Source organism: Novosphingobium aeonii, assembly GCF_052279045.1.
GTDB lineage: Bacteria > Pseudomonadota > Alphaproteobacteria > Sphingomonadales > Sphingomonadaceae > Novosphingobium.
The window spans coordinates 2,975,899-3,002,115 of record NZ_CP176832.1; the positions used below are offsets into that span (position 1 = coordinate 2,975,899).

24 protein-coding genes are annotated in these 26,217 nt (G+C 66.0%); 16 read left to right on the forward strand and 8 right to left on the reverse strand.

What is annotated here, in order from left to right; genetic code table 11:
* The first annotated feature begins 169 nt into the window (after positions 1-169).
* Positions 170-1,204, forward strand: coding sequence for a chemotaxis protein CheB (locus tag ACLIMP_RS14330; RefSeq protein ID WP_443477923.1), 1,035 nt, complete (start codon positions 170-172; stop codon positions 1,202-1,204).
* Positions 1,205-1,273: 69 nt separating this feature from the next.
* Here ACLIMP_RS14330 and ACLIMP_RS14335 read toward each other — a convergent pair whose 3' ends face one another.
* Genes ACLIMP_RS14335 through ACLIMP_RS14345 form a run of 3 tightly spaced genes read right to left on the reverse strand, consistent with a single transcriptional unit; the run spans position 1,274 to position 5,429 of the window.
* A complete protein-coding gene (locus ACLIMP_RS14335; protein WP_054436828.1) occupies positions 1,274-2,827 on the reverse strand; it encodes a DHA2 family efflux MFS transporter permease subunit in 1,554 nt (517 codons plus the stop codon).
* Positions 2,827-3,966 carry an HlyD family secretion protein gene (locus tag ACLIMP_RS14340; RefSeq protein ID WP_443477924.1) on the reverse strand — a complete coding sequence of 380 codons (1,140 nt, stop codon included), beginning with the start codon at positions 3,964-3,966 and terminating at the stop codon, positions 2,827-2,829. The genes ACLIMP_RS14335 and ACLIMP_RS14340 overlap by 1 nt, the downstream gene beginning before the upstream one ends.
* Entirely contained in the window at positions 3,966-5,429 is a 1,464-nt protein-coding gene (locus ACLIMP_RS14345; RefSeq protein WP_185996915.1) for an efflux transporter outer membrane subunit, read from the reverse strand. The genes ACLIMP_RS14340 and ACLIMP_RS14345 overlap by 1 nt, the downstream gene beginning before the upstream one ends.
* A gap of 66 nt (positions 5,430-5,495) precedes the next feature.
* Between ACLIMP_RS14345 and ACLIMP_RS14350 the strand changes: the two genes are divergently transcribed.
* From ACLIMP_RS14350 to ACLIMP_RS14385, 8 genes are all read left to right on the forward strand, one after another.
* Entirely contained in the window at positions 5,496-6,116 is a 621-nt protein-coding gene (locus ACLIMP_RS14350; RefSeq protein ID WP_054436833.1) for a TetR/AcrR family transcriptional regulator, read from the forward strand.
* A 157-nt stretch (positions 6,117-6,273) separates the two neighbouring features.
* Complete coding sequence (locus tag ACLIMP_RS14355; RefSeq protein ID WP_324696311.1) at positions 6,274-9,669, forward strand: acyl-[ACP]--phospholipid O-acyltransferase; 3,396 nt, start codon at positions 6,274-6,276, stop codon at positions 9,667-9,669.
* 68 nt (positions 9,670-9,737) lie between these two features.
* Positions 9,738-10,229, forward strand: coding sequence for an asparaginase domain-containing protein (locus tag ACLIMP_RS14360; protein WP_054436837.1), 492 nt, complete (start codon positions 9,738-9,740; stop codon positions 10,227-10,229).
* Between the two features lie 201 nt (positions 10,230-10,430).
* Positions 10,431-11,888 (forward strand): sensor histidine kinase, encoded by a 1,458-nt coding sequence (locus ACLIMP_RS14365; protein WP_324696313.1) that lies wholly within the window; start codon positions 10,431-10,433, stop codon positions 11,886-11,888.
* Positions 11,881-12,330: a response regulator gene (locus tag ACLIMP_RS14370; RefSeq protein WP_054436838.1), complete on the forward strand. Its 450-nt coding sequence runs from the start codon at positions 11,881-11,883 to the stop codon at positions 12,328-12,330. The genes ACLIMP_RS14365 and ACLIMP_RS14370 overlap by 8 nt, the downstream gene beginning before the upstream one ends.
* 68 nt (positions 12,331-12,398) lie before the next feature.
* Positions 12,399-14,165 carry a putative bifunctional diguanylate cyclase/phosphodiesterase gene (locus ACLIMP_RS14375; protein ID WP_054436840.1) on the forward strand — a complete coding sequence of 589 codons (1,767 nt, stop codon included), beginning with the start codon at positions 12,399-12,401 and terminating at the stop codon, positions 14,163-14,165.
* A gap of 136 nt (positions 14,166-14,301) precedes the next feature.
* A complete protein-coding gene (locus ACLIMP_RS14380; protein ID WP_324696317.1) occupies positions 14,302-14,817 on the forward strand; it encodes a nitroreductase/quinone reductase family protein in 516 nt (171 codons plus the stop codon).
* Positions 14,818-14,854: 37 nt separating this feature from the next.
* Positions 14,855-16,021, forward strand: a complete 1,167-nt coding sequence (locus tag ACLIMP_RS14385; protein ID WP_324696319.1) for an FAS1-like dehydratase domain-containing protein — start codon at positions 14,855-14,857, stop codon at positions 16,019-16,021.
* Positions 16,022-16,069: 48 nt separating this feature from the next.
* On the opposite strand, the gene ACLIMP_RS14390 is transcribed toward ACLIMP_RS14385, so the two are convergent.
* Positions 16,070-16,939: a PhzF family phenazine biosynthesis protein gene (locus tag ACLIMP_RS14390; RefSeq protein WP_324696321.1), complete on the reverse strand. Its 870-nt coding sequence runs from the start codon at positions 16,937-16,939 to the stop codon at positions 16,070-16,072.
* A 175-nt stretch (positions 16,940-17,114) separates the two neighbouring features.
* Between ACLIMP_RS14390 and ACLIMP_RS14395 the strand changes: the two genes are divergently transcribed.
* Positions 17,115-17,486: a glycine zipper 2TM domain-containing protein gene (locus ACLIMP_RS14395; protein WP_054436846.1), complete on the forward strand. Its 372-nt coding sequence runs from the start codon at positions 17,115-17,117 to the stop codon at positions 17,484-17,486.
* A 94-nt stretch (positions 17,487-17,580) separates the two neighbouring features.
* On the opposite strand, the gene ACLIMP_RS14400 is transcribed toward ACLIMP_RS14395, so the two are convergent.
* Positions 17,581-18,369, reverse strand: a complete 789-nt coding sequence (locus tag ACLIMP_RS14400) for a GGDEF domain-containing protein (protein ID WP_324696324.1) — start codon at positions 18,367-18,369, stop codon at positions 17,581-17,583.
* Positions 18,370-18,601: 232 nt separating this feature from the next.
* Between ACLIMP_RS14400 and ACLIMP_RS14405 the strand changes: the two genes are divergently transcribed.
* Both ACLIMP_RS14405 and ACLIMP_RS14410 read left to right on the forward strand, forming a co-directional pair.
* Positions 18,602-20,101: a methyl-accepting chemotaxis protein gene (locus ACLIMP_RS14405; RefSeq protein ID WP_324696326.1), complete on the forward strand. Its 1,500-nt coding sequence runs from the start codon at positions 18,602-18,604 to the stop codon at positions 20,099-20,101.
* Positions 20,102-20,206: 105 nt separating this feature from the next.
* The gene (locus ACLIMP_RS14410) at positions 20,207-20,872 is read left to right on the forward strand and encodes a hypothetical protein (RefSeq protein ID WP_132469637.1); all 666 of its coding nucleotides are present in this window, start codon (positions 20,207-20,209) and stop codon (positions 20,870-20,872) included.
* Here ACLIMP_RS14410 and map read toward each other — a convergent pair.
* Both map and ACLIMP_RS14420 read right to left on the reverse strand, forming a co-directional pair.
* Positions 20,869-21,642, reverse strand: coding sequence for a type I methionyl aminopeptidase (gene map, locus ACLIMP_RS14415; protein WP_324696328.1), 774 nt, complete (start codon positions 21,640-21,642; stop codon positions 20,869-20,871). The two genes, ACLIMP_RS14410 and map, sit on opposite strands and share 4 nt — an antisense overlap.
* Positions 21,639-21,875, reverse strand: a complete 237-nt coding sequence (locus tag ACLIMP_RS14420; protein WP_324696330.1) for a ParD-like family protein — start codon at positions 21,873-21,875, stop codon at positions 21,639-21,641. The genes map and ACLIMP_RS14420 overlap by 4 nt, the downstream gene beginning before the upstream one ends.
* Positions 21,876-22,120: 245 nt before the next feature.
* On the opposite strand from ACLIMP_RS14420, the gene ACLIMP_RS14425 reads away from it, so the two are divergent.
* Entirely contained in the window at positions 22,121-22,453 is a 333-nt protein-coding gene (locus ACLIMP_RS14425; protein WP_054436853.1) for a glycine zipper 2TM domain-containing protein, read from the forward strand.
* A 110-nt stretch (positions 22,454-22,563) separates the two neighbouring features.
* The gene (locus ACLIMP_RS14430) at positions 22,564-23,349 is read left to right on the forward strand and encodes a sulfotransferase family 2 domain-containing protein (protein ID WP_324696332.1); all 786 of its coding nucleotides are present in this window, start codon (positions 22,564-22,566) and stop codon (positions 23,347-23,349) included.
* On the opposite strand, the gene ACLIMP_RS14435 is transcribed toward ACLIMP_RS14430, so the two are convergent.
* Positions 23,335-23,850, reverse strand: coding sequence for a nuclear transport factor 2 family protein (locus ACLIMP_RS14435; RefSeq protein ID WP_324696334.1), 516 nt, complete (start codon positions 23,848-23,850; stop codon positions 23,335-23,337). The genes ACLIMP_RS14430 and ACLIMP_RS14435 overlap by 15 nt on opposite strands.
* 252 nt (positions 23,851-24,102) lie before the next feature.
* Here ACLIMP_RS14435 and ACLIMP_RS14440 point away from each other — a divergent pair, with 252 nt between their 5' ends.
* Positions 24,103-24,858 (forward strand): SDR family oxidoreductase, encoded by a 756-nt coding sequence (locus ACLIMP_RS14440; protein ID WP_324696336.1) that lies wholly within the window; start codon positions 24,103-24,105, stop codon positions 24,856-24,858.
* A gap of 99 nt (positions 24,859-24,957) precedes the next feature.
* A complete protein-coding gene (locus tag ACLIMP_RS14445; RefSeq protein WP_324696338.1) occupies positions 24,958-26,205 on the forward strand; it encodes a cyclopropane-fatty-acyl-phospholipid synthase family protein in 1,248 nt (415 codons plus the stop codon).
* Positions 26,206-26,217 lie beyond the last annotated feature (12 nt).

Below are 26,217 nucleotides of genomic sequence, written 5' to 3' on the forward strand. Positions count from 1 at the left end.
GGGCCCCGCAAAAGAAGATCGGTCCGATCCACCTATCCGCCGCGATGCCAACAGCGGGTTTTCCCCGGGCTCAGGCGAGTCCCGTATCGGGATGGAGGGATTTCGTTCCATCCTTGGCGCTATCGCGGGCGCCCCAATGCGGTTTTTCGCAAACGAGAAGGCCCCCCTCATGCATGACGCCCGCGTGCTGGTAGTCGACGATTCAGCCGCCATGCGCGCGCTGTTCTGCGACGTGCTGGAGCAGTCCAAGAACGTGCGCGTCGTCGGCACTGCCGCCAGCGCCGCCGAAGCCCGCGACCAGATCGCCGAGCTTTTGCCCAATGTCGTCACGCTCGACGTCGAGATGCCGGGAATGAGCGGAATCGAGTTCCTGGAGGAGATCATGAGCACCAATCCGATGCCCGTGGTCATGCTGTCCGCCCTGACACAGAGCGGCACTGAAACGTCACTGAAAGCCTTTGAGCTGGGGGCGGTGGAATGTTTCCCCAAGCCGCTCAAGGCGACGCCCGAACAATTCGCCAAGACCGTGGGCAAGCTCGGCAAGATCGTCCTTGCCGCCGCCAATTCCAACGTCAGGGACCGTCCCCGCCACCGCGCCGCCAAGCCCGCCGAGAACAACGGCGGCTATGTCGCCAATGGCCGGCTTGCCGCCTTCAGCACATCGATGGGCGGTGTCGACGCCCTGACCGAAGTGCTCTCCCACTATCCGAAGTCGTGCCCGCCGACGGTGATCGTGCTCCAGACCGAACCGGCGCTCGCCGAGATGTTCATCGCCCGCGCCGACAAGGACAGCGCCTGCGCCGTCAAGGCCGCTGCCGACGGGGCCGAGCTGGTGCCGGGCGTGGTCCACATCGCTTTCGATCCCGGCCGCCACGTCATCGTGGAACCCGGCGCCCCGGCGCGCATTCGCCTGGTCGAACGCGATCCGGTCGAGGGCTTCCGTCCATCTGCCACGCTGCTATTCGGCTCCATCGGCCGGGGCGGCATGCCCGCCATCGGCGCGGTGCTGACCGGCATGGGCGAGGACGGCGCCAAGGGGCTCAAGCTGCTTCAGGCGGCGGGCTGCCGCACCCTTGCGCAGGACCGGGCGAGCGCCACGGTGCCGCAGGCCCCCGCCGCCGCGGTCGAAGCGGGCGCGGTGGATGCGGAACTCAAGCTGGAGGATCTCGCGGCCGACGTGCTGGCCCGTTGCGGCGCAGGCTGACAGAGAAAAGCCGCCGACGCCGGGGGGGATGGCATCGACGGCTCTCCTGGCCTCAGGCGGGACGAGGGATCAGTGCCCGCCCGAAGCCGGCTTCGCACCGCGCGGGGGACGCGGGGCGATCCAGATGGTCATGGCTGCGATCAGCAGCAGGATGGCGCAGAGGGCGAAGACGTGGACGGTGCCCAGCGCCGTCCCCTGCGCGGTAACGAGGTTGTCGATCGTGCCGCGCGCCTGCTCCATGGACATGCCTGCCTGCTGAAGCTGGTTCACGGTCTGCTCCGAACCGTTGAGCATTCCCGACAGTTCGGCCTTGTTGTGGCGGGACATGTCGTCCCAGGTCGTCGTGACCAGTGCGGTGGCGATGGCGCCCGCCAGGGTGCGGCCGAAGTTGGCGATGCCCGCAGCCGATGCGGTTTCGTCGGGCCGCACCGAACTGAGGCTGATCGTGGTGAGCGGCACCATGAACAGCGACACCCCGACACCCTGCACCAGCTGCGGCCAGGAAATCGCCCAGAACGTGGAATCGCTGGACCAGCCGGTGCGGAACACCGCGCACATCGCGATCCACGAGATGCCGATGAACACCAGCAGCCTGGGATCGAAACGCTGCATCAGCTTGGGCACGAAGGGCGATGCGATCACCGCCAGCACGCCGGAGAAGGCCATCGCCTCGCCCGCCTGCGTGGCGGTGTAGCCCATCGAGGTCTGGAGCCATTGCGGGATCACCACCACCGACGAGAAGTAGGTGCCGAAGGCGATGGTCAGCGAGAAGGTCGCCGCGCTGAACCCCCGGTGCCGGAACACCTTCAGGTCCACCACCGGATGCTCCTCGGTCAGTTCCCACACCACGAAGGCGATGAAGAAGATCACCGCGATGCAGGCCAGCGCCACGATGAAGGGCGAACCGAACCAGTCGTGCTCACGGCCGAGATCGAGCATCATCTGGAATGCGCCGACCCAGCAGATCAGCAGGAACAGCCCCACCATGTCGATCGGCAGCGAGCGCGTCGGCGTCTCCATGCCCTTGAGGATCGTGGCGAGCGCGAAGAACACCAGGATCACGATCGGCACGTTGATGAAGAAGATCCACTCCCACGACCAGTTGTCGGCGATGTAGCCGCCCAGGATCGGGCCCGCGATCGGGGCCGTCACCACGGTCATCGCCCACATCGCCATGGCGCGCGGGTGCATGTGCTTGGGGAAGATGCGCAGCAGCAGGGTCTGGGTAAGCGGCATCAGCGGACCGCCGCAGAACCCTTGCCCGAGGCGGAACACCACCAGCAGCGGGAAAGTATGCGCGATGCCGCAAAGCGCGGAAAACACGCCGAAGCCCACCAGCGACATGAGGAACACGCGCAAGGTGCCGAAGCGGCCGGAAAGCCACCCCGTCAGCGGAACGCAGATCGCCTCGGCCACGGCGTAGGACGTGATCGCCCAGGTGCCGTTGGACACCGAAACGCCAAGCCCGCCCGCGATGTGCGGGATCGAGACGTTGGCGATCGTCATGTCCAGCACGACGACGAAGTTCGCCATGGCCAGCAGGAAGCCCGCGATCAGCAGCTTCCCGCCCGTCAGAGTGCCTTCCTCGCCTGCTCCGGCTCCGGCAGCAGGTGCGCTGGCCATCAGTCGGCGTCCGCCAGTTCGATCTCGGCATCCATCGAGAGACCGATGCGCAGCGGATGCGCCTCAAGCTCCTTGGGATCGAGCTCGATGCGAACCGGCAGGCGCTGCACCACCTTGATCCAGTTGCCGGTCGCGTTCTGGGCCGGGATCAGCGAGAAGGCCGAACCGGTGCCGCCCGCAAAGCCGATCACCTTGCCGTGGTAGACCACGCCGCTGCCGTAGAAGTCCGACTTGAGCGTCGCCTTCTGGCCGGGGCGGACCTTGCCGAGCTGCGTCTCCTTGAAGTTCGCATCGACATAGAGGTGGCCCACCGGAACCACGGTCATCGCCACGCCGCCGGTCTGGACCTTCTGGCCGACCTGGATGGCGCGCTTGGCGATCACGCCGTCGATCGGCGCGCGCACGACAGTGCGTTCGAGGTCGAGCTTCGCCTGATCGAGCTTGGCCTGGGCCTGGCGGATTTCGGGTGCGGTGGTGTCCGTGGTGCCCTTGGTGAGAGCGACCGAGGCTTCTTCCTGACGGCGGGCGCTGACGGCGGCGGCCTGCATCTGGGCGAGCATGGCGCGCGCCTCGCTGGCGGCGGCCTGCGCCGAGGACAGCTGCTGGCGGGCGGTGGTCAGTTCGTCACCCGAAACCGCGCCGCTGCCGACAAGGGCCTGGCGGCGGGCGAAGTCGGTCTTCGCCTTGGTCAGGGTGGCCTCCGCCGAAGCCACGCTGGCCTTGGCCGAATTGATCTGCGCGTCGCTGGCGTCCGCCGAAGCGCCGAGCGCGCGGTTCTGCGCCAGCGACTGCCCGTAGCGACGCTGCGCCGCGGCGAGTTCGGCTTCGGCCTGCGCCAGCGCGATGCGCTGGTCGGCATCCTCGATGCGGAACAGCAGCTGCCCCTTGCGGACCGGCTGGGTGTCCGTCACGAGCACTTCGACCACGCAGCCCGAAGTCAGCGGGGTCACTTGCGCATTGTCGCCGCCGACATAGGCATTGTCGGTCGAGACCGAGCGGCTGCCGATGAAGACATCATAAGCGAAATAGATCAGGCCCACCGCCGCCACGCCAACGGCAAGGCCGATCAGGAGCGGCTTGCGCTTGTTTTTGTTGAGAACGCTCCCGGAGCCCTGCTCATTGGTTTGTTCGTCACTCATTACTCGGGAGCCTTCTTGCTTGAATTGTCTTCGTAACCGCCGCCCAGCGCGCGCTTGAGCGCGACTTCGCTGGCAAGGGTCCGGAAATGGGCATCGACGGCGGCCTGCCGCGCATCGAGCGCGGTGGTCTCGGCGCTCAGCGCGTCGAGGTAGTTGCCAAGGCCGCCCTTGTAGCGCTTCATGGCGATGTCGTAGGCGCGGGCCGACTGGTCCCGCGCGTCCGCCGAGGCCTGTTCCTGCTCGGCCGCCGCATTGCGCGTGGCGAGCGCATCGGCCACGTCCTGCAGCGCGCCGATCACGGTGCCGTTATAGTCCGCCACCGCAAGATCGTAGGCGCCGCGAACCTTGGTGTATTCGCCCTTGAGCCGGCCGCCCTGGAAGATCGGCAGGCTGATCGCGCCGCCGGCGTTTCCATAAGTGGACCCGCTCTTGAACAGGTTCGAGAGGCCGAGCGACTGGAGGCCGAACAGGCCGCTGATCGAGATATCGGGCAGGAAGGCGGCCTTGGCGGCATCGATCCGCTTGCCCGCGCCTTCGGCGCGCAGACGCGCCGCAACGATGTCGGGACGGCGACCGACCAGGCCGATGCCGGCATCGGCGGGAACCGGCGTGACCGGCAGGCTGGTAATCGCGGTCGGCACGATGGCGAGGCCGCGATCCGGCCCGGCGCCAAGCAGCGCGGCAAGCGCGTGGCGGCGCAGCAGGATCTGCTCGTCATTGGCGGAAAGCGCGGCCCGTGCGGAAGCCGACAGCGACTGCGACTGGCGCAGCGGCAGTTCGCTGTCGAGGCCCTGACGGTTGCGCTGGTCGCTGAGCGTGACCATCGCCTCGCGCGCCTTCACCGCTTCCTTCAGCGCCTCTCCGCGCGCCACGAGGCGGGCGAGGTCAAAGTAGGAGGAGACCACGTTCGAGGAGAGCATCAGCTCGGCCTGGCGGGCATCGGCCTCGGCGGCTTTCTCCTCGGAAGTCGCGGCGGCGAGCGCCTTGCGGTACTTGCCCCAGAGATCGAGGTCGAAATCGCCCGAGAGCGCCAGATCGCCGGTGCTCTTCCAGCCCTTGGGCACGAAGTCGGCCGGGATGCCGTTGTTGTAACTCTGCTTGGTGCCGCCCGCCGAACCCTGCCCGTTGACGGTCGGCAGGGTGGAAGCCCCGGCCACCAGGGTTGCGCCGCGCGCCTGCATGATGCGGGCCTGCGCCTCGGCCACGTCAGGCGAATTGGCCAGTGCCTCGGCCACCAGGGCATCGAGCTGGGCATCGCCATAGGCGGTCCACCACTGCTGCTGCGGCCATGCCCCGTCGGACGCCGCGCCCGGCGGCGACGCCAGCGACCGGGCGCTGTCCAGGGTTGCGGGAGCCCGCATCTGCGGCTTCGGCCCGAGGTCGGGCACGGCGCAGGCGGACAGCGAAAGGCCTACGGCGAGCATCGAAGCTGCCGCGACTCGGGGAAGATTGATCGTACTCATCAGTACAGTTTTTATCGGAGCCCGGCTTGCGCCTGTCAACGGAAAAGTGTACTGACCAGTACCACTATGACAGAAAATCCGGGCAAGAGAGAACTCAACAAGGCGAAAAAGCGCGCCGCCATCGTGGAAGTTGCAACGAAGTCCTTCTTCGAGCGGGGCTATGCCGCCACCACGATGTCTTCGATCGCCGATGAACTGGGCGGCTCGAAAGCCACGCTCTGGGCGCACTTCAGCTCGAAGGAAGAGCTTTTCGCCGCCGTGGTGGACAACAAGGTCGACAGCTTCTCGCAGGACGTGAACGAGGTGCTCACCGGGCAGACCTTCTCGTTCGCCGCGCTGCGGCGCGCCTGCCTGCGCTTCCTCGACTGCCTGCTGCGCGAAAATTCGGTGCAGCTCTTCCGGCTCGTCGTCAGCGAGGGCGAACGGTTCCCCGAGATCAACGAGATGTTCTACGAACGCGGCCCGTCGAAATTCCGGGCTTGCGTGACCTCGTTCTACGAAACCCAGTTCACCCGCGAAGAGGCAGAGCGGCTGACCCAGCTTACGGTTTCAGCGCTGGTGGGCTTTCGCTCCGACATCCTGATGCGGCCCGCGCGCCCCACCCTCAAGGAACGCGAAGGCTTCGTGGACGATCTCATCGGCCTGATCGACTGGCCCCGCCGCCCCTGCCCGCAAGCTGCGGACTGAACGCCGCGCGAGGAAATTGATCGGCGCTCAGAATTAAATTGAGCGCCGTATATTTTTGTGTCACACGATCGTCACGGCGGGAGTGCCTTCGGGCATTTACCGCTTGTGAATTTTCCCGAGCCCATGGAAACGTCCACGGCAACCGAGGGGGATAGGCGTGTCGGCACCTGATTTTTCATTGCTTTCGAGGCGGCGTTTCGCGCCGATGTTCTGCGTCCAGTTCCTGGGCGCCTTCAATGACAACCTGCTGAAATACGCGATGCTGCTGCTGGCCAATTACGGCCTGCTGCGCGATGCGCCGGACAAGGCGGGGATGCTCTCGGTCGTGGCGACCGGGCTGTTCACGCTGCCCTATTTCCTGTTCTCCGCGCTGGCCGGGCAGATTGCCGACCGGATCGACAAGGCCCGCCTCGTGCGCTGGATCAAGGCGGCGGAAGTGGGGATCATGGGCATCGCGCTCCTCGGCTTCGCGCTGGAATCGATCGCGCTGCTGCTCGCCAGCCTGTTCCTGATGGGTCTTCATTCGACGATCTTCGGGCCGGTGAAATACTCGATCCTGCCCCAGCACCTGTCCGAGCGTGAGGTCATGGGCGGCACCGGCCTGATCGAGGCCGGCACTTTCCTGGCGATCCTCGGCGGGCAATTGCTGGCCGGGCAAGTGGTGCCGTGGGAAGCCGGGCTGGTCGCCATGGGCCTTGCGGTGGTGGGCTGGCTGGCCGCGCTGGCCGTTCCGCCCGCGCCGCCCAGCCGTGACGGCCATCCGATCGACTGGAACATCGCGCGCGGGACCTGGGCCGTGCTGGTCGCCGCGCACAAAGGCCGGGGCATCTGGCTGGCGGTGCTCGGCATAAGCTGGTTCTTCACGGCAGGCGCGGTGCTGCTGACCGAGTTCGTTCCCCTCGTCTCCGACACGCTGCAGGCGCGCAAGGAAGTGGCGACGCTGTTCCTGGTGATCTTCTCGGTAACGATCGCGCTCGGCTCGATGACGGTGAACCGCCTGCTCAAGGGCGAGGTTTCCGCCCGCTACGTTCCCGTCAGCGCGTTGATGCTGTCGATCGGCCTGATCGACCTGTGGCTCTCCACGCGCGGGTTCGTGCCCACTGCGATCGACGCCACCGTTCGCCAGTTCGCCGCCGATCCGCAATCGTGGAAGATCTTCGCGGACCTGGTGGTAATCGCCTTCTCCGGCGGCATGTTCATCGTGCCGCTCTACGCGATCCTCCAGATCCATTCCGCGCCGGAGGAACGTTCGCAGGTCATTGCCGCCAACAACATCCTCAACGCAGGCATGACCGTGGCCGCCATCGCCGTTGTCGCGGTGCTGCTGGGCAGCGGCATGAGCGTGCCGGGCGTCATCGGCGTTCTCGGCTTCGCCACGCTGGCGGTGGCGGTGGTCTCGATCTGGCTGCTGCCCGAAACCCTGTTCAAGGCGGTGATCCGGGCCGTGCTCAAGGCGCTCTACCGGGTCGAGGTAACGGGCATGGAAAACATGCCGAAGCCCGGCCAACCGGCGGTCGTCGTGGTCAATCACCTTTCCTATCTCGACGGCCTGCTGCTGGGGGCGTTCCTTCCCGGCAAGCCGACTTTCGCGGTCCACACCGCCATCGCCAAAAGCTGGTGGATCCAGCCCTTCCTCAAGCTGTTCCGAGCATTCCCGGTCGATCCCACCAACCCGATGGCGGCCAAGGCGATGGTCCGCGCCGTAAAGGAAGGCCGGACGCTGGTGATCTTCCCCGAAGGCCGCATCACCGTAACCGGCGCACTGATGAAAGTGTTCGACGGCCCCGGCATGGTGGCCGACAAGGCCGACGCGCCGATCGTGCCAGTCCGTCTGGACGGGCCGCAGTACACGCCCTTCTCCCACCTCAAGGGCAAGGTCCGCCAGCGCTGGTTCCCCAAGGTCTCGATCGACGTGCTGCCCGCGCGCCGTTTCTCGATCGAGGGCGAGATGACCGCCCGCCAGCGCCGCGCCATCGCCGGCCGCCGTCTCTATGACGAGATGAGCCGGATGATCTTCGACACCAGCCACACGGACCGCACCCTGTTCACCGCGCTCTGCGATGCGCGCGAAGTGCACGGCGGCAAGACCAGGGTGGTGGAGGACATCAAGCGCACCCCGCTCAGCTACGACCGCCTGATCCTCGGCGCCGAACTGCTGGGCGAGCGCCTCGCCTTCCGCACCCGCCCCGGTGAGGCGGTGGGCCTGCTGCTGCCCAACGTCAGCGGCGTGGCACTGGCCTTCTTCGCGCTTCAGGCGGAAGGCCGGGTTCCGGCCATGCTGAACTTCACCGTGGGCCAGGCCAGCCTGGTGTCCGCCTGCGCCACCGCGAAGATCGAAACGGTGGTCACCGCGCGCGCCTTCATCGATCAGGGCAAGCTGGAAGCCACCGTCGCCGCGCTGGAGGCGGACGGGCGCAAGGTACTCTACCTCGAAGACCTGGCCGCCGAGATCGGCACTTTCGCCAAGCTCTGGCACATGGTTTCCGCCCGCGCCGCCGATGGCCGCCACGCCCGCCGCAAGGTCTCTCCCGATGCGCCGGCGGTGATCCTGTTCACCTCGGGCTCGGAAGGCGCGCCCAAGGGCGTGGTGCTGACTCACCGCAACCTGCTGTCCAACTGCGCGCAGCTTGCCGCGCGGATCGACTTCAACCCCGCAGACGTGGTGCTGAACGCGCTGCCGGTGTTCCACTCGTTCGGGCTGACCGGGGGCACCCTGCTGCCGCTGCTGAACGGCATCCGCACGGTGTTCTACCCGAGCCCCCTGCACTACCGCATCGTGCCCGCGCTCGCCTACGACGCCAATGCCACGATCCTGTTCGGCACCGACACTTTCCTCTCCGGCTATGCCCGCATGGCGCACAGCTACGACTTCTACTCGCTGCGCTACATCTTCGCGGGCGCGGAGAAGGTGCGCGAGGAAACCCGGCGTACTTATGCCGACAAGTTCGGCCTGCGCATCCTCGAAGGCTACGGCGCCACCGAGTGCGCGCCGGTGATCGCGGTAAACACGCCGATGCACTTCAGGGCGGGCACCGTCGGCCGGATGCTGCCGGCGATGGAAGCGCGGCTCGAGGAAGTGCCCGGCATCACCGAGGGCGGCCGCCTTTACGTGCGCGGGCCGAACGTCATGGCGGGCTACCTGCTGGCGAGCGAGCCCGGCGTGCTCCAGCCGCCCGCCGAGGGCTGGCACGACACCGGCGACATCGTCACCATCGACGAGATCGGCTTCGTCACCATTCGCGGCCGCGCCAAGCGCTTCGCCAAGATCGCGGGCGAAATGGTCTCCCTTCCCGCGGTAGAGGGTTATGCCGCCAAAGTCTGGCCCGATGCGGAGAACGCGGTCGTCACCCGGCCCGACCCGAGAAAGGGCGAACAACTGGTGCTCTACACCACGGCCGGGGGCGCGGATCACAAGGCGCTTCAGGAATGGGGCCGCGCCAACGGCGTTGCCGAGCTCATGATCCCGCGCGATATCCGGGTGCTCGGTGCCCTGCCGGTGCTGGGAACCGGCAAGATCGACTATGTGACCCTGGGCGAAATGGCGAAAGGCTGAGTGCAAGGCCGGTGGCGGGCGGTGTTCGGACGTTGCTCCGCACCCGCCTTCCGGTTTAAAGGCGCGGGATGACCCAGGCACCCATTCTCGTCATCACCACCGGCGGCACCTTCGACAAGCAGTACTTCGACGCGCTCAGCGAATATCAGATCGTCGAGAGCGTGATCGAGAAGCTGCTCAAGGTCGCGCGCGTCGCCCACCCGTTCCGCGTGGTCGAGCTGCTGCGCAAGGACAGTCTCGAACTCACCGGAGAGGACCGCGCGCTGATCGCGGCGACCATCGCCGCCGCGCCGGAAACCCATGTCGTCATCACTCACGGCACCGACACCATGACCGACACCGCCAAGGTGCTTGCCGACATCCCCGGCAAGACCATGGTGCTGACCGGCGCGCTGGCCCCGGCACGTTTCGCCGAGAGCGACGCCACCTTCAACCTCGGCATGGCCTTCGCCTGCACCCAGTCCGCACCCGAAGGCGTATGGATCACGATGAACGGTTCGGTGTTTAACGGGCTCAAGGTCCGCAAGGACCGCGAAGCCGGAAAATTCGTGGCAATTTGACACCGCAATCGTTGCTAATGATCGTTAACTAGGGAGATCCCCGGAAAGCACCTTTCGTCAGGTGCAAAGGGGCTGCCCCTAATCATTGCCGCAGGAGGCCGATCCTGCGTCGTTTCAAGAACGCAACACGACCTCCCGGTCGCACCGTTACGCCGGCTCCCTTCGCGGGGAGCGGGCCATTCGCTGCAATAGGGAGTGACTGTGTCGATAGCGCTTCAGAATCAGGCCGAGGTTCACGCCGCGCTGGCTCATGCGCCGATCGGCGCCATGATAATCGACGAAGCCGGCGTCATCTCCTGGGCGAACCAGGCGGTCGCGGCCCTGCTCGGCGAACCGGACCCTGCCGCGCTGCGCCTGACGCTGGCCTTCGTCTGGCTGCCCGAAGACGATGCCGAGGTCCTGCGCCAGATGCTGGACATGTTCTTCGCCGCCCCGGCGGATGCCCGGCCCACCTGGTCCCGCGTGGTCCCGATCCAGACGATGGAAGGCATCCGGCAAACCGCGGAACTGACGCTGACTTGCGCGCCGGGGGACTTCGACAAGCGCGCATTGCTCTATTTCCAGAGCCTGACCCGCCAGACCATCGCCGAAAAGCGCTTCTCCCAGGTCTTCGAGAACCTGCCGCTCGGCGCGCTGGTGGTCGATACCCGCCAGCGCATCGTCCAGGTCAATTCCGCGCTCGCCAGCGAGTTCGGCTACCCGCGCGAGGAGCTGGTCGGCCAGCCGCTCGAAACGCTGCTGCCCGCCCGCTGCCGTCCGGCGCACCGTGAACATGTCGAAGGCTATGTCGCGGCGCCGGCATCGCGGATGATGGGCACCGGCCGCGATCTCACCGGGCTCCACCGCTCGGGCCAGGAAATCCCGGTCGAGATCGCCCTCACCCGGCTGGAAAACGCGGCGCAGCCGATGTTCATGGCGATCGTCAGCGACATCTCCTCGCGCAAGCGCAGCGAGACGGCGCTCCAGCAGACCAATGCCCAGCTTGAGGAGTTCACTTACGTCGCCAGTCATGACCTGCGCTCTCCGCTGCGCGGCATCGGCGACCTCGTCACCTGGATTCGCGAGGACCTGAGCGGTTTCGAACTGCCGGACGACGTGCAGTACAACTTCGACCGGATTTCCCTGCGGATCGACCGGGCCGAACAGATGATCGACGATCTCCTCCGCTATGCCCGCGCCGGCGTGCGCGACACCGACATGGAGACGATCTCCCCCGCCGAACTGGTGGAGGAGGCGCTCGCCCTCGCCCTGGTGCCGGACAGCTTCACGATCGAGGTGGACCTGCAGGGCGGCGATATCGTCGCCCCGCGCGCGCCGCTCTCCACCTCGCTGCGCAACCTCATCGGCAACGCCGTGAAGCACCACGGCGGCGCGTCCGGCCGCGTGCGCATCACGATGCGCGAGGAAGGCCGCTTCTCGGTCTTCACGGTCGACGATGACGGTCAGGGCGTCACCCCCGGCAACGAGGAGCGCATCTTCAAGCTGTTCCACCGCGCCTCGCCCGGCACCAATGGAGACGGCGTCGGCCTCGCCTTCACCCGGCGCATGATCAACGCGCACGGCGGCATGGTGACGGTGCGTTCGCCCGGCGCGCTCGGCGGCGCCTCGTTCGAGATCCACTGGCCGCGCATTCTCCTGAAGGAACACGAGGATGAATGAGACCCGCCCCGCACCCGAAACCACCTGCGACTACACCGTGCTGGTCGTGGACGACGATGACGTGGCGCTCGAAGGCGTTCTGCGCAGCTTCCGCCGCCACGGCGTGCCGTGCCGCAGCCAGACCGCCGGAGACGGATGCGAGGCGCTGGACGTGCTGCGCGGCCGCCATCCCGCCAAGCAGCTCGCCACCCCGGTGATCGTCCTGCTCGATCTCAACATGCCGAACATGGACGGTTTCCAGTTCCTGGAGGCCCTGCGCGCCGATCCCGAGCTGAAGCGCACCGTGGTCTTCATCCTCAGCACCAGCGCGCGCGAGCAGGACCGTTCACGCGCCTACGACGAACATGTCGCCGGATACATGGTGAAGTCCGCCGTCGGCCCGCAGTTCGCCCAGCTCGCCCAGTTCATCACCAAGTACGCAACGACCCAGAACCTGCCCTGAAACAGGCCGATCGACACGATCCCATGAGCTTGCCTCACGGTCGCCCAACCCCGGAGGACTCGAATACGATGGAATATTCTCACAACGGCAAGACCGAAATCCACGCCCTCGTGGTGGACGACGACGACGTCGACCGGGAGCGGCTGATCCGCATGCTCCAGCGCGGGCCAAGGTCGATCAACGTGATCGAGGCCAGTTCGCAGGCCGAAGCGCTCCAGATCATCCGCCATGCCGAGCCCGCGCTCGACATCGTGTTCCTCGACTTCGGGCTATCCGACGGGGACGGGCGCGATCTCGTTCCCACCATCCGCGCCGAAGTCGATCAGGACTGCCCGATCGTCGCCGTCACCGGCAATGCCGACGAGCAGATCGCCGCGGATTCGATCAAGGCGGGCATGACCGAGTATCTCACCAAGCGCGCGCTTTCCCCCGAACGGGTGGCCGCATCGGTCGAGGAAGGGATCGCCTGGCGCAAGTATCGGCATGACTTGCGCCGTACCGAGGAGGAACTCACTCACCGCAGCCTGCACGACCCGCTCACCGACCTGCCCAACCGCACCCTGCTGTTCGACCGGCTGGGACAGGCCTGCGCCCGCGCGCGCCGCAACGGCAGTTCCTTCGCGGTGATGATGATCGACCTCGACCGCTTCAAGGAGATCAACGACAGCTTCGGCCATGCCGCCGGCGATGTCGTGCTCACCACCATCGGCCGGCGGCTGCGCGGCCACTTGCGCGAAGTGGATACGGTGGCAAGGCTCGGCGGCGACGAATTCGCGCTGCTGCTTCAGGACGTGCCCGACTACGACACCGCAACCGGCCTTGCCGGGAAACTGGCACGCGTGATCGAACAGCCGATCGTCCACGAGAACCGCATCCTCCATGTCGGCGCCTCGATCGGCATCGCCATGTGCCCGCAGCGCGGCTATGCCCCCACCGGCCTGCTCTCCGCCGCCGACGATGCGATGTATGCGGCCAAGCGCGGGCTCGACAAGCTCGTGACCAGCCGCGAGAATCTGCCCGCCGCACCTGCCTTCGATCCCAAGGACATGCTGGAAGAGATCGACCAGGCCATCTCCCACGATGCCCTGGAATGGCACTGGCAGCCCAAGGTCGACCTTCGCGACGGGCGCGTGCTCGGCTTCGAGGCGCTGGTCCGCTGGCGCCATCCGCGCAGCGGCAACATCCCCGCCGACCAGCTCATCCGCACGGTCGAACAGTCGCCCCTGCTGGAAACCTTCACCAACCAGTGCCTAGATACCGTGCTGGCCCAGTTCGCCCGCATCCAAGACAAGGTGGACGGCGCGTCCATCGCCATCAACGTCTCGGCCCGGATGCTCGAACGGCCGACTTTCGTGGACAGCGTGGTCGAACTGATCGAATGCCACCGCATCGCCCCCGAGCGGGTGACGCTGGAGCTGACCGAAACCGCGCTCATCACCAACCCCTCGCAAGCCAAGCGGGTGATCGAAAGCCTGCACGAGCACAAGATCCCGCTCTCCATCGACGATTTCGGGGCGGGCTTCACCTCGTTCGGCTACTTGCGCGAATTCGCGATCAGCGAGATCAAGATCGACCGCTCGTTCATCTCGCGCTTCACCGAGAACCGCTTCGACCAGTCCCTGGTCAACAGCCTCGTGGTGCTCTGCGAAAGCCTCGGCATCCCGCTGGTGGCCGAGGGCGTGGAGAATCCCGAGACGCAGGAACTGCTCGTCTCGCTCGGCTGCAATGCCGGGCAAGGCTACGGCATCTGCAAGCCGATGCCTTATGACGACGTGCTCGACTGGATGGACTCCTGGCGCAACCAGACCCCGATGATCCGGCAGGTCAACGCCTGAAAGGTCATGGGTCATGACCTGATCACCGGGGCGCGGACTACGCCCCGGTGATACCTGCGCGGCATCGGTCCATCGCTGCTGGACCCTGCCTGCGCCTTTCGCGATCCTCCCGCCGAAATCAGGAGAGGAACGCGTCATGAGCGACGAATCGGCAGCGGCGATCAGCGCCGTGCGGCGCGACTGGGTTACCGAACACCGCGACATGTATCTGGGCTCCGGCGGCGCGCAGGGGCACATCATGGACATCACCCCCGTCGGCGGCCGGGCCTTCGCCACGCATTGCCTGGTCAAGTACACCGGTCGCAAGAGCGGGAAGGTCTTCATCACCCCCCTGTGCTACGCGGATATCGGCGGCGAAGTGGTGATCTGCGGCTCCAAGGGCGGAGCGGACACGCATCCGCAATGGTATCTCAACCTCGTTGCCCGCCCCGAAGTCGAATTCCAGATCGCCACGCAGGCCTTCCGGGGCACATGGCGCGAACCCGAAGGCGCCGAGCGCGGGAAGGTCTGGGACTTCTTCGTGGACTGCCACCCCTTCTACGCCGCCTACCAGACCTCGACCGAACGGGTCCTGCCGCTGGTGCTGATGAAGGCGGAAACCGAAATCCCCGTGTTCCGGCCCGAAGAGGCCACCGGCATCCGCACCGCCTGACCCTTTTCGCACCGCATTTTCAGGACATCCATTCGCCATGAGCACCACCACGATCGACTTTTCGGATATCGACCAGTACCTCGGCAAGACCATGGACTTTTCGCCCATGCGCGAACCTGTCGCCAACAACGACATCCGGCGCTGGGTCCATGCCATGCATTACGCCAACCTGCTGCACTTCGATCCGGCCACTTTCGAGGCCAGCCGCTGGGGCCGCCTGGTCGCGCCGCAGAGCTTCGCCATCGCCACGGACGACGGCCACGGCGCCGCACCGGCCTGCGTGGGCTGCATCCCGAACTCGCACCTGCTGTTCGGCGGTGACGAATGGTGGTTCCACGGCCCCCGCATCGAGGCCGGAGACGTGGTGACGAACACCCGCATCCCCTTCGACTACAAGGTCAAGGAAACCGGGTTCGGCCCCACCTGCTTCCAGCGCGGGGACAACAACTATTCGAACCATAAAGGCGAGCAGATCGCCACGCAGCGCTCCACCGCGATCCGCTACCTCGCCCATGCCGGCGGCGATTCCGTGAAGGCCGACGAATTCGAAGAGCCGGAATGGACCGACGAGGCGATCGCCGCACTCGAAGACCGCAAGTTCGCCTGGGTGAAGATGCTTCACGACCTTGGCCACAAGGAGCGCTGGTGGGATGACGTGGCGGTGGGAGACCAGCTTCCCGAACGCGTCTTCGGCCCGCACTCGATCGCCAGCTTCGCGACCGAGTGGCGCGCCTATATCGTCAACACCTGGGGGACGATGAACCTGCGCAAGAATGACCTCGAAGCGCTGGGCTTCACGCGCGAGATGGCCGGGTACGAGAACGACCCGGACATGATGCTGGTCAACCCCTCGCTCACCGACGGCGCCTATTACGGCCCCTCGCGCGGACACCTGTTCCCGAAATACGCCCGCCGCATCGGCATGCCGCGCGGCTACGGCTATGGTGCCTCGATGGGTTCGTGGGTCACGGATTTCCTGGCAGGATGGGCGGGCGAGCATGGCATGGTCGTCCATTCCATCGCCAATTATCGCGGCCCGGCGCTCACCGGCGACGTGACGATCCAGACCGCCGAAGTGACCGAGAAGTCAGTCGACGCGGAAGGCCGCCATCTCGTCCACGTCAAGCACCTCATGACCAACCAGAACGGCAAGACCATGTGCACCGGCACGGCGGAGATCGCACTGCCGAAGAAGGCGGGCTGACGACGGTATCGTGAAACTCGTCCCGGCGCGCTCCGGGACGAGATTTCCTCAGAACGGCCCCGGCAGTGCCCCGCCTTCCGAAACCGTGGTAGCCTTGCCTGCAATCCAGACCGCGCCATCCGCATCCCGGCGGCAATGGACCAGCCCGTCCGCGCCGACCTTCCGCCCTTGCGCCGCGACATAGGGCCCTTGCGCCTGCCCGCTGGCGAAGAGGTACTGCGCGACCGCCGCATTGAGGCTGCCGGTCACCGGGTCCTCGCAAAGGCGCCCGCTCGCATCGGCGAAGAAGGCCCGCAGCTCCCACTGGGCCGCGCTGCCAGCCGCGCTGCCAGCCGCACTGGTCGTCGTTATGGGGCCAAGCAGCGCGACATCGGTATGCAGCGGCGCGCGTGCCGCCGGCTCGGCCGCCAGCACCGCTTCGGCCGACGTAAGGTGGAGCACCTTCCACCCCGGCCCGTTGGCGGCATGGACCCCGGCAAGGACATCGCCTTCGTCAACACCGCAAAGCCTGATCGTCTCGGCGAGATCCTCCGCGTCCAAAGGCCCCGACCGCACCAGGGCCGGCGCGCGGAAGGCGAGCATTTCCCTTTCCTGCCGCACTTCGACGAGGCCGATGCCGCACTCCTGCACGATCGTTCCCGCTGTCCGGGGCACGCCGCCTGCCGCCAGCCAGGCATGGGCGCTGCCAAGCGTCGGGTGCCCCGCGAAAGGCAGTTCGCCCGCCGGATAGAAGATCCTCACCCGGTAATCCGCGGCCGGATCGGTGGGCGGCAGCAGGAAGGTCGTTTCCGAATAGCCGAGCCAGCGGGTGATCCGCTGCATCGTTTCGCTGTCGAGATCCTCCCCGCCGCGCACGACCGCCAGCGGATTCCCGCTGAGCGGCCCCGAGCCGAACACATCCACCAGATCAAGTTGCATTTTTTCGAGTAGCCTTTCGTATCCCGGCATTCGGGCATAGCCTCGTTTCATCGCAGGACAGCCTCGCCCCGTCTTTGGCCCTTCGCGATTTTTTCTGCGGTTCATTCAAGGTTGAGGAGCAAGATCGCAGGCGGACCGTTACAGCAACAAGATCCATTCCAGGAAGGAAACTTCGATGAAAAAGACCCTGCTGGCGCTCACCATGGCCGCGCTCGTGCTGCCGATGGCCGCCCCCGTGGCCGCCGCGCCGCACCACGATCGCCGCGGCCATGACCGTTACGATCGCCGCGATTACGATTCGCGCGGCCGTTACAAGGAGCCGCGCCGCATGTCCCGCAACGATCACGCATGGCGCGGCCGTGACGGCCGCTACTACTGCAAGCGCGACAACGGTACGACCGGCCTCATCATCGGCGCGGGCGCGGGCGCACTGGCCGGTCACGAGATCGCCGGCAGCGGCGACCAGACCCTTGGCACGATCCTCGGCGGTGTCGCCGGTGGCCTGCTCGGCCGCGAGATCGACAAGGGCGACGTGAAGTGCCGTTGATCGGTTGATTCCGGGCCTCTGGACAGGAACGAAAAAGCGCGTCGTCCCCGTGGACGGCGCGTTTTTTATCAGGTCGTAAACGTCAGGGTTGCCGTCAGAGGTGACCCGAGACGAGCCGGAGATGATGCTCCGGAGACGGTTCCGCTGCGGAAACCGTGCGGTTGCGGCCTTGTCGCTTGGCTTCGTACAGCGCCTCGTCCGCGCGGCGCATGGCTTCCGCCAGCGATAGTCCGTGCGTTGCCGAGACGCCGAGGCTGAGCGTGGGCACGACCTTGCCGCCAGAGAACGTCGAAACCGCGAGATCGGCAACCGTGCCGCGCAGGCGCTCGGCGGCGGCATGGGCTTCACGGCCGCTGCGGGCATGGAGGAACAGGCCGAACTCCTCGCCGCCCAGCCTTCCGCACAAGTCCCCCGCGCGCAGATTGGCCTGGATCGCATCGCCGATGGCCACCAGCACCCGGTCCCCCACGCTATGGCCGAAACCGTCGTTGATCTGCTTGAAATGATCGACATCAGCCACGATCAGCCAGCCCGCACGCTCCTCCATCGCCTCGCGGGTCATCTCGATGAAGACGTCGCGATTGGTGAGCCCGGTCATCCCATCCACCCGGGCCATACGCTCCAACCGCTTGAAGGCCTGCGCCAGTTCCCCGTGCAGCGCCGCGATCCGCACCTGCTGCCGCATCAGCACGAGGCAGACCGGTGCCGACACGGCAAGTGCGATCACCACGCCCAGCACCAGCAGCCCCCCTGCGTTCCCGCTCGCCGCACGGTCAGCCATGGCCAGCCCCGGCACGACGTGCGCCAGTTGCAACAGCAGCACGGTGGTCAGCACCGATAATCCGGTGCCGGCAGCGACATTGCGCAAGCCGTGACTCTTCATGCGGATGGAACCCTACCCCGTTGATACCCTCGCGTGCATGTAATGCATGATAGTTAATTATTTGTCATTTCACGCCATTGCGAACTAACCGCGCCATGCAGCAGCCTAGGGTCACCCCCTAAACGGTGCGGAAAACCATCTTAGTCTATCGGCTCTAAAAGCCCTTCCCATGCTCCCGGCTCCTCGGTGCCGGGAAGGCACCGTCATGCAACGCAGGGGAAGAAGACAGCACATGAGCGCTACCTCGCACAGCACGGGTCACGGCAGCGGCCAGGCCGCCAGAGCCAATATCGCGCCGCTCGACGAAGCCAACTACCGGACCTTCCCGCGCATTCTCGCAGCGATCCGCAAGCATGCTCCGGTGGCGCTCAAGAGCCTGTACCGGCGGATCGAATCGTCCCCCGCGCTCAGCCAGCTCCTGCCCGATGCCGAAATCCGCCGCCGCGCCTCCGATGCGCAATACGAGCACTGGATCAAGATGTTCTCCGGCCGGTTCGACAGCGACGCCGCCAAGCGCAGCGAGAAGATCGGCAACATCCATGCCCGCGTAGGGCTCACGCCGGACTATTACATCACCAGCTATGCGCTGGTGCTGGAGGACATGATCGAGGCGATGATGGCGAGGCGCTTCATCTCGCCATTGAACAGCCGCGCCACGGGCAAGATGATCGGCACGCTGGTCAAGGCCGCGCTCCACGACATGCAGATCGCACTCGGCGCCTATTTCGACGCCGAAGCCGAAGCCCGCAACCGCGTGCTGGATTCCATGAGCGAAGCCTTGTCAGAAATGGCCACCGGCAACCTCCAGGCCCAGCTTGGAGACCTTCCCGAAGCTTACGAGAAGCTGGGAGAGGACTTCCACAACATGCGCCACCACGTGGGTTCGCTGGTGGTGGAGATCACCGATTCCGCCGACAGCGTGAAAGTCAGCGCGCAGGAAATCAGCGCCGCCGCCAATGACCTCGCCTTTCGCACCGAAAGCCAGGCCGCGACGATCGCCCGCATTTCAGAAGGCGTGCGCGAAGTCACCGGCGCCATCGGCACGACCGCCAGCAGCGCCAAGAGCGTCGACTCCAGCGTTTCCGAAGTGGCCGGCCATGCCCGGCGCGGCGGCGAGGTGATGGAATCGGCAGTCGTCGCCATGGACAAGATCAAGAATTCCTCCACGGAGATCGCCCAGATCATCGACGTGATCGAAGCCATTGCCTTCCAGACCAACCTGCTGGCGCTTAACGCTGGGGTAGAGGCGGCGCGGGCCGGGGAAGCGGGCAAGGGCTTCGCGGTGGTCGCCACCGAAGTGCGCGCGCTGGCCCATCGCACCACCGAATCGGCGAACAACATCAAGAACCTGATCACCAAGTCGACCCAGGACGTTCACCAGGGCGTGGATCTCGTGGCGCAAACCCGCTCGGCGCTGGACGAGATCATCGCCCGTCTTGCGGAAACCACGCATATGGCGGACGAAATCTCGCGCTATTCCACCACCCAGGCGCAGACCATGCGCGAGCTTTCCACCGAGATCCAGCAGCTCGACACCAATACCCAGCAGAACGCCGCCATGGTGGAGGAATCCAACGCCGCCGCCCGCGCGCTTACCGAACAGGCCCATGCCATGGCGACGACGGTGGGCAAGTTCCGCTTCGAGCGGGGCACGGACCAGCGCCCGGTCGAAGCCGAGCGCCCGCGCCGCGGCGGCAAGCCGATGGCGGTGCGCAAGGCCGTGGGGTTCTAGGTCCGAATAAGTGCTTCCCACCGGGTGATTCCTCGGTCATCGTGCCGCGCATCCGTCCTGTCAGGAGTGCGCGTGTACCGTCCGACGTTGATCGCCGTGAGTGCCATGACCGGTCTGTCCGCGCTTGCGGCCCCGGCTGCCGTGATGGCCGATACGCCGCGCGAACTGCTGACCGCCGCCGCCTTCCAGGCACCGGACAAGGCCAGGGCGCTCGCCCTGATCGGGCAGGCCATCACCGCGTCCGACAAGATACTGGCCGCGCGGCCCGGCGATCATGAGGCCACTCTCCAGCGCGGCGTCGCCATCGGTTACCGCGCGAAGCTGACCCGGAGCCGGTCGGACGCGCGAACCTCGCTCGGCATCTTCGAGCGTCTCGCCGCACAGAACCCGCGCGACGCCGAAGCCCAGATGGTCATCGCCGGCTGGCACCTCGACGCGATCGACCAGTTGGGCGGCCTGGTGGCCCGCACCGCGCTCGGCGCGAAGACGCAGGCCGGCGAGACGGCTCTCTCCCGCGCCGTCGCCCTTGGCGGAGACCGCGCTTTCTATCCGGGACTGGCGGCGCTGATGCAGATCCGCAAGGACCACGGCCAGGTTGCGCAGGCCCGCCGCTGGGCCGAGGACGCCGCCACCGCGCCGACCCCCACGCCGCTCGACACGCTGATGAAACGCGCCGCCCTCGCCATCCTGCCGGCCTTGCGCAAGGGCGATGGCAAGTCGGCCGCCGCAACCGCACGCAAACTGCTGCCGTTCGGGAAGCTGACGGATTAGAACTTCGGGGCAAATCGCTCTTCCGGGCGCAGTGTCAGCACCCGGACACCGTCGCGCGTTACCGCAACGGTATGTTCGAACTGGGCGGAGAGTTTCCCGTCGACGGTGACGACGGTCCATCCATCGTCTTCCGTCCGCACCATCCGGCGCCCCTGGTTGAGCATCGGTTCGATGGTGAAGACCATGCCCTCCCGCAAGGTCAGGCCGGTGCCGGGTTTGCCGAAATGGAGGACCTCCGGTTTTTCGTGCATTTCCCGCCCGATACCGTGCCCGCAATAGTCGCGCACGATCGAGTAGCCGGCGCGCTTGGCATGTTTCTCGATGGCATGGCCGATATCGCCGAGCCGGGCGCCGGGGCGGACCGCACGGATGCCCTTCCACATGGCCTCGTAGGTCGTCTCCACCAGCCGCCGGGCGGTGGGTGAAACCTCGCCGACGAAGTAGGTCTTGCTGGAATCGGCGATGTAGCCGTTCTTCTCCAGCGTGATGTCGAAGTTCACGATATCGCCGTTTGAAAGCACATCCTGCGTCGAGGGGACGCCGTGGCAGACGACCTCGTTTCGCGAGCAGTTCAGCACGAAGCCGTAGCCGTACTGCCCCTTGCTGGCGGGGCGCGCGTGCAGTTCATCGACGATGAAGCGCTCGACAAGGTCGTTGATCTGCATCGTCGTCTGTCCGGCCAGCGCCAGCCCGTCGAGATACGTGAAGACGCTGGCGAGCAGGCGGCCGGATTCGGCCATGATCTCGACTTCGTCGGAAGACTTTATCATGGAACGCGCTCGCTGCTGCGCGCCGCATCTCCCGGCGCGAGATCCCCCGGATCGACGCCCGCTTCCCGCAGTTCGCGGATGACGATCTGCTGGAACGTGAGCTGCGGATTGAGTTCGCAAAGCATGCCGATCCTGATCCAGAAGGCAGCCTGCGCATTGATCGAGCGATAGGACGCCTTGCTCGCCTTGCGGAGCTGCTCGTGCAGCTCATCCTCGATGTTGACGATACCCATCAAACCGTTCCGAATATACGAATCATATATGATCCATATGCAGGCTGTGCACTTTCGGCAAGGCGTCATCGCACCCATGGCGGCAAAAGCTGGATGGAGGGTTGCGACGGCGCCGTTCGTCGCCGCCCTCGGCCACTTCGCCGTGTATCGTCAAATTGACGCCAATGTTCATCCCTCGTTTTGCCGCGCAATGGAAAGGCCGGGGTCGGTCGTAACAAGACATTAAACCGAGAAGGAATTTCCCGATGCGCAAAGCCATCGTGGCGGCGACCATGGCCGCCCTTACCATCCCCGCGACTTTCGCCGTCACCGAAGTTGCCGAAGCGCGCAACCACGGCCACCGCTATCACCGCACCGACAACGGTATCCGTTACTGGCGCGGAAATGACGGCCGTTACCGCTGCAAGAAGTCCAACGGCACCACCGGCCTGCTGATCGGCGGCGTTGCCGGCGCGCTGGCCGGCCGCGCGATCGACACCCGCGGCGATCGTGCCACCGGCACCATCCTCGGCGCTGCCGGCGGCGCCCTGCTGGGCCGCGAGATCGACCGCAACAACTCGCGTCCGCGCTGCCGCTGATCGCTCAGGAACCACGGCGCGCCGCCGCTCCCGACGGCGCGCCGCACGGTTGCCACCACTGAAATATTTCGAAATCACCGGGCGACACGATCGCCCTAGGCCATGCTCCCATGGCACCCGAGTTAGAACCGACTACCGGTACCACCGGCGTCAACCGCATCCTCGCCTCCGCTTTCGGCGTGAAGCTCGTCAGCGACATTCCCGAGCGGCTTTCCCGCCATGGACTGCGCCCCTGGCTGGACGGAAAACGCCGCCGCAGACTGGACCGCATCCGCGACAGCCGCCTGCTGTTCATCCATGTCCCCAAGAACGCCGGAACCTCGATCTGCGACCGGCTCTATGGCGCTCAGATGAAGCACTGCTCGGCAATCTACTACGCCAGGTGCGCGCCCGACGTTCTGGCCCTGCCCAGTTTCGCGATCATCCGCGATCCGGTGGACCGCTTTCTCTCGGCCTTCCGCTACGCCCGCTCCGGCGGAACCCGGCACCGGACGATTTCGGCCCCCTTCCAGAAGCATTACGGCACATTTCACACGATTGACGACGCCATCGACCATCTGGCCGAGGCACGTTCCCCTTTCGACATCGACCATGTGTTCCGCCCGCAGAGCTGGTACGTGCTCGATGGCCGCGGACGCCCGGCCGTGGATCGCCTCATCCCCTATGAACAGATCGGCGATATCGGGCGCAGGCTCGGCCGCGAGGAACTTGCCAGCCTGCCGGAATTCAACCGCAGCCGCGAATGCCGCGAACGTCCGACCGCGTGCCAGCTGGACTTCCTCCACAGCTTCTACGAGGCCGACTTCGCGCTGCGGCACCAGGCGCTGACCGGCATTCCGGCAACTGTGCGGGCGACCGGCCCGATCGGTGCCCCGGTCCCGTCATTTGCCGGGTGAAGGCATCGCGCCGCGTTCCTCCTCCGTCATCGTGCGGTGCCCATAGCTGAGCACGTTGGTGATGCGCCAGCCGTCCGCCCGGTGGGCCCAGACCATCACGAACCGGGCGATCCCTTCGCACTGTCCGGAAGCCAGTTCGCAGAAGCGATGCTCGCCCTCCTCGATCGCGCCATAGTCCTTGATCGGATAGATGCGCAGCGTGGCGGGCAACAGTTCCCGGCGAACCTTGCCGCAGATGTACTTGCGGGTATTGGCGACCACCGTATCGCGATCGAACGTGGCGCCGCCGGTATCGTGGAAGAAGGCCACGCCGGGATCGAAGTATCCCGCGAAAGCATCCAGATCGCAGCGATTGTAGGCATCGAACACTTTCGCATCGAGCGCGGCGACCTCGCGGGTCAGGGGATCGGCCTGAACCGCGGGGGCGGCCGAAGGCGGCACTGCAGGTGCGGAAGACAGCGCGGCGGCGGCGAGCAGTGCGAGGAACGACATGGACGCCATCGTATGCCTTCCTCCGCGCCTGTCCAGACGCAGGCAAAGCCGGCCATGCGGCAATTTCCAAACAGTCTCTTTCCTACAGCTTCAGTCTGTGCTCCTATGCCGCCCGATGAACGTTCGCCTGCCCCCTTCGCCGCGTCACCTCCAATACCGGACCGGAACGACCGCCAGGGCGCGGACCGGCTTTTTCCCTGGCCCCGGATTTCTCTCTGAACAGTGTAAACCGTGTCAACCTGCAGGCATGGCGATGCCGCGATGAGCGATCGGCCTGCCATGCTGGTAACGGGCGGCGCCAAGCGGATCGGCGCCGCCATCGCCCGCTCGTTCGGCGCGGCGGGATGGCATGTCGTCATCCATTACGGACATTCGCGGGAACAGGCGGAGGCGCTGGCGCAGGAACTGCCGTCCTCGGAAATCGTGGGCTGCGAATTGAACGACTGGGACGCCGGCCCCGCCATGGTCGAGGAACTCGCCGCGCGCCTGCCGGACTGGCGCGTGCTGGTGAACTGCGCGGGCATGTTCGACCTCGATACGGCCACCATGCTCGATCCGCCCACTTTCGAGAAAGCCATGCGGGTCAATGCCGGTACCCCGGCCCGGCTCGCGCAGGCCTTCCTCGCCCATGCCCGCGCACGCACCGGACGCCGGGTGATCCACGTCACCGACCAGAAGCTGCTCAATCCGAACCCGGACTTCTTCTCCTACACGATGAGCAAGCACGCGCTGGCGGCCACGATCCCCATGCTGTCGATGGCGCGCATGGCAGAGGATGACCGCATCTACGGCCTCGCGCCCGGCGCGATCCTCGCCAGCCACGACCAGACCGAGGAGGAAGCCGAAATCTCGCACCGGCTGAACCTCCTCCATCGCAAGACCACCCCGGAAGACGTGGCTTCGGCCGCGCTGTTCCTCTCGCAAGGATGGCTGGAAAGCGGCGAAACCCTTTACGTCGATTCCGGCCAGCACCTCCTCGCCCAGCCGCGTGACGTGTTGTTCCTCGCACGCCAGTGAAAACTCCAGGAAGGCAGTAGACGATACCTCGCCTTCGCTTGCGCAGTTCGCAAGCGAAACCCTCTTGCACCGGGCCAAAGCGCCCTTCACAAATGGTTGATGGCAATGGGAATTCTCGATCGTTTCCTCCAGAGAGGCGTCCGCCAGGGCGTTCTGGAGGTTGTCCGCCCCGATGGCAGCGTGAAACGGTTCGGCACGCCTGCCGCCGGCTTTCCCGAAGTCCGTATCCGCTTCACCGATGCCAAGGGCGAACGCCGCATCCTCACCGATCCGCGCCTTGGCGCGGCGGAGGCCTTCATGGACGGGCAACTCGTCATCGAGCAGGGCGACATCATGGAGATGGTCGAACTGATCCGGTCCAACGCCAAGTGGGACAAGGGCGGCGAACTCCATGAACATACCGCCTTCAAGAAGCTGAAAGGCAAGGTCGTCACGCTGGTAGACGGCATCAACAAGGCGGCCAGCGCCAAGAAAAACATCGCGCACCACTACGATATCGGCAACGAACTCTATAACCTGTTCCTCGATATCGAGCACATGCAGTACTCCTGCGCCTACTGGCCGGAACCCGGCATCACGCTGGAACAGGCGCAGACCGCCAAGCTGGCGCATATTGCCGCCAAGCTCGCGCTCGAACCGGGCCAGCGCGTGCTCGACATCGGCTGCGGCTGGGGCGGAATGGCGATCTACCTTGCGAAGAACGCCGGCGTCTCGGTGCTGGGCATCACCCTCAGCGAGGAACAGCTCGCCCTCGCCCGCGAGCGCGCCGAGCAGGCGGGCGTTACCGACAAGGTCACCTTCGAACTCGTCGACTACCGCGACCTTGCCGCGCGCGGCGCCAAGTTCGACCGCATCGTCTCGGTCGGCATGTTCGAACATGTCGGGCAGGCTCAGTTCAGCCAGTTCTTCAGGGCCGTCGGCAACCTGCTGACGGACGACGGCGTCATGCTGCTCCACACCATCGGCCGCATGGGCGGCCCCGGTTCGACCGACGCCTTCACCCGCAAGTACATTTTCCCCGGCGGCTACATCCCAGCCCTCAGCGAAACGGTTGCAGCCAGCGAGAAATTCCGCCTGATCGCAACGGATGTCGAAAACCTGCGCCTTCACTACGCGCTGACCTTGCGGGAATGGTACAAGCGCTGCGTCGCCAACAAGGAAGCCATCGTCAGCCTCATGGACGAACGCTTCTACCGGATGTGGACTTTCTACCTCGCCGGCGCCACCGCAGCCTTCGAAAGTGGCGGCATGTGCAACTATCAGATCCAGTACACCCGCAGCCGCCTCGCCCTTCCGCTCACCCGTGACTATATGCCCGTGGCCGAAGCGGCACTGTTGGGCGCATAGCCCCGCACCTTT

Bases quoted from the DNA above. Each gene is read 5' to 3' on its own strand.
- ACLIMP_RS14330 (WP_443477923.1), top strand. From the start codon at position 170: ATGCATGACGCCCGCGTGCTGGTAGTCGACGATTCAGCCGCCATGCGC.
- ACLIMP_RS14335 (WP_054436828.1), bottom strand. From the start codon at position 2,827: ATGGCCAGCGCACCTGCTGCCGGAGCCGGAGCAGGCGAGGAAGGCACT.
- ACLIMP_RS14340 (WP_443477924.1), bottom strand. From the start codon at position 3,966: ATGAGTGACGAACAAACCAATGAGCAGGGCTCCGGGAGCGTTCTCAAC.
- ACLIMP_RS14345 (WP_185996915.1), bottom strand. From the start codon at position 5,429: ATGAGTACGATCAATCTTCCCCGAGTCGCGGCAGCTTCGATGCTCGCC.
- ACLIMP_RS14350 (WP_054436833.1), top strand. From the start codon at position 5,496: ATGACAGAAAATCCGGGCAAGAGAGAACTCAACAAGGCGAAAAAGCGC.
- ACLIMP_RS14360 (WP_054436837.1), top strand. From the start codon at position 9,738: ATGACCCAGGCACCCATTCTCGTCATCACCACCGGCGGCACCTTCGAC.
- ACLIMP_RS14370 (WP_054436838.1), top strand. From the start codon at position 11,881: ATGAATGAGACCCGCCCCGCACCCGAAACCACCTGCGACTACACCGTG.
- ACLIMP_RS14375 (WP_054436840.1), top strand. From the start codon at position 12,399: ATGGAATATTCTCACAACGGCAAGACCGAAATCCACGCCCTCGTGGTG.
- ACLIMP_RS14380 (WP_324696317.1), top strand. From the start codon at position 14,302: ATGAGCGACGAATCGGCAGCGGCGATCAGCGCCGTGCGGCGCGACTGG.
- ACLIMP_RS14385 (WP_324696319.1), top strand. From the start codon at position 14,855: ATGAGCACCACCACGATCGACTTTTCGGATATCGACCAGTACCTCGGC.
- ACLIMP_RS14390 (WP_324696321.1), bottom strand. From the start codon at position 16,939: ATGCAACTTGATCTGGTGGATGTGTTCGGCTCGGGGCCGCTCAGCGGG.
- ACLIMP_RS14395 (WP_054436846.1), top strand. From the start codon at position 17,115: ATGAAAAAGACCCTGCTGGCGCTCACCATGGCCGCGCTCGTGCTGCCG.
- ACLIMP_RS14400 (WP_324696324.1), bottom strand. From the start codon at position 18,369: ATGAAGAGTCACGGCTTGCGCAATGTCGCTGCCGGCACCGGATTATCG.
- ACLIMP_RS14405 (WP_324696326.1), top strand. From the start codon at position 18,602: ATGAGCGCTACCTCGCACAGCACGGGTCACGGCAGCGGCCAGGCCGCC.
- ACLIMP_RS14410 (WP_132469637.1), top strand. From the start codon at position 20,207: ATGACCGGTCTGTCCGCGCTTGCGGCCCCGGCTGCCGTGATGGCCGAT.
- map (WP_324696328.1), bottom strand. From the start codon at position 21,642: ATGATAAAGTCTTCCGACGAAGTCGAGATCATGGCCGAATCCGGCCGC.
- ACLIMP_RS14420 (WP_324696330.1), bottom strand. From the start codon at position 21,875: ATGGGTATCGTCAACATCGAGGATGAGCTGCACGAGCAGCTCCGCAAG.
- ACLIMP_RS14425 (WP_054436853.1), top strand. From the start codon at position 22,121: ATGCGCAAAGCCATCGTGGCGGCGACCATGGCCGCCCTTACCATCCCC.
- ACLIMP_RS14430 (WP_324696332.1), top strand. From the start codon at position 22,564: ATGGCACCCGAGTTAGAACCGACTACCGGTACCACCGGCGTCAACCGC.
- ACLIMP_RS14435 (WP_324696334.1), bottom strand. From the start codon at position 23,850: ATGGCGTCCATGTCGTTCCTCGCACTGCTCGCCGCCGCCGCGCTGTCT.
- ACLIMP_RS14440 (WP_324696336.1), top strand. From the start codon at position 24,103: ATGAGCGATCGGCCTGCCATGCTGGTAACGGGCGGCGCCAAGCGGATC.
- ACLIMP_RS14445 (WP_324696338.1), top strand. From the start codon at position 24,958: ATGGCAATGGGAATTCTCGATCGTTTCCTCCAGAGAGGCGTCCGCCAG.